Source organism: Gammaproteobacteria bacterium (genome assembly GCA_003696665.1).
In the GTDB taxonomy this organism is placed as follows: Bacteria; Pseudomonadota; Gammaproteobacteria; order Enterobacterales.
Genome location: RFGJ01000563.1, coordinates 1 through 1,229 on the forward strand (window position 1 = coordinate 1; position 1,229 = coordinate 1,229).

The 1,229-nt window shown below is 54.9% G+C and carries 4 protein-coding genes; 1 reads left to right on the forward strand and 3 read right to left on the reverse strand.

Going from position 1 to position 1,229, the window contains the following annotated elements:
* Positions 1-259 (reverse strand): imidazoleglycerol-phosphate dehydratase (locus D6694_13740; GenBank protein RMH36620.1); only part of this gene is annotated, 259 nt, incomplete at its 3' end.
* Between D6694_13740 and D6694_13745 the strand changes: the two genes are divergently transcribed.
* Positions 258-530 (forward strand): hypothetical protein, encoded by a 273-nt coding sequence (locus D6694_13745; protein RMH36621.1) that lies wholly within the window; start codon positions 258-260, stop codon positions 528-530. The two genes, D6694_13740 and D6694_13745, sit on opposite strands and share 2 nt — an antisense overlap.
* A 74-nt stretch (positions 531-604) precedes the next feature.
* Here D6694_13745 and D6694_13750 read toward each other — a convergent pair whose 3' ends face one another.
* A complete protein-coding gene (locus D6694_13750) occupies positions 605-940 on the reverse strand; it encodes a hypothetical protein (GenBank protein ID RMH36622.1) in 336 nt (111 codons plus the stop codon).
* 9 nt (positions 941-949) lie between these two features.
* Positions 950-1,229: hypothetical protein (locus D6694_13755; protein RMH36623.1), on the reverse strand; the 280-nt coding region annotated here is incomplete at its 5' end.

The window sequence follows — 1,229 nt, forward strand, 5'->3', positions numbered from 1 at the left end:
CGCCCAAGGCCTGGTCAAAGGCCCGGCCCAGGCAGATGAAGACATCCTCGCCCGTGTGGTGCTCGTCGATATGCAAATCGCCCTTGGCCTTGACCGTCAGATCGAAGAGGCCGTGGCCGGCGAAGAGGGTGAGCATGTGGTCCAAGAAGCCAATGCCCGTCTGCACATCGGCCTTGCCTGTCCCATCCACCGTGAGGGCCAACCGCACCTCTGTCTCCCTGGTGATACGTTCAACTTCCGCGTAACGTTTTGAGATCATGATCTTGAATCCATTGAACGAAATCCGCAAAGGTCAAATGCTCCGTCAAGACCAAATCGCGTTTGTCACGAAAATGGGCATGAGGAACCAACTCCCCTATGTGGCGCGCTCGATCTGTCCCGTACTTGAGCCGGCGTGCCACAGGGTCAGCGCTGTTGTCAAAACCGACGAGGACATAGGAGCCGTCCAAGAGGTAATAACTGTACTTCCTCTCGCCATGATGGACAATTTCTACCACAATGACACGCAAGGTTTCCAGGTTCGCGTGTAGACGTAGAATCACACGCTGAGGTGTTTCGTCGATCTCGTACCGAACATTGACGAAGTGACGTGAAGCGAGACGAACTACTTCAGCAAAATAGTCTCGAGCGTCTTTGTCCAATCTTGTATCCCTTTATGACAAAATTCCCAGTCGAGGAGATCTTGTTCCCACAGTTTGTCCACTTCAGTTTCTATCTGTTTCACAAAACCCTCATCCTGAGCAGTGCGCGCCTGAAACACCTCGAAGTCGCACCCATATTTCGCCTCATAGGCAAGGCACTTTTCTCGAAGCAGCTCAATTCGCTCGGCTATCTGCTCAATCGCATACCGCTTCACGGCAGTTTCCGCTCCTTCTTGCAAATTCCCGAGCGTTCTCAACACATCTGCAAAACGGTCGTCAATTGTCACTGTTGCCGCCATATATCCTCCTTACTCCACGCCGATCCACTGCAAATGTTCCCGGAGTCCTTCCCGGATGAGGGTAGCAGGGACGGGCAAACCAGCTTGGGCGAGCGCGTCCCGGGTGTAGATGCGGTGGCAGAGGAAGGACGCCCGCTCAGGATGTTCGGCCAGATAACGGCTGACTGGCAGCTCCTCGATAGTGAGAGGAACGCCCAACTCGTCGGCGATGATCTGGTAGTAGGTCCGGGACTCGATGATGTCTGGGCCTGCCACATTGCAGACGGCCCCGTGGGCGGCCGAGTTTTCC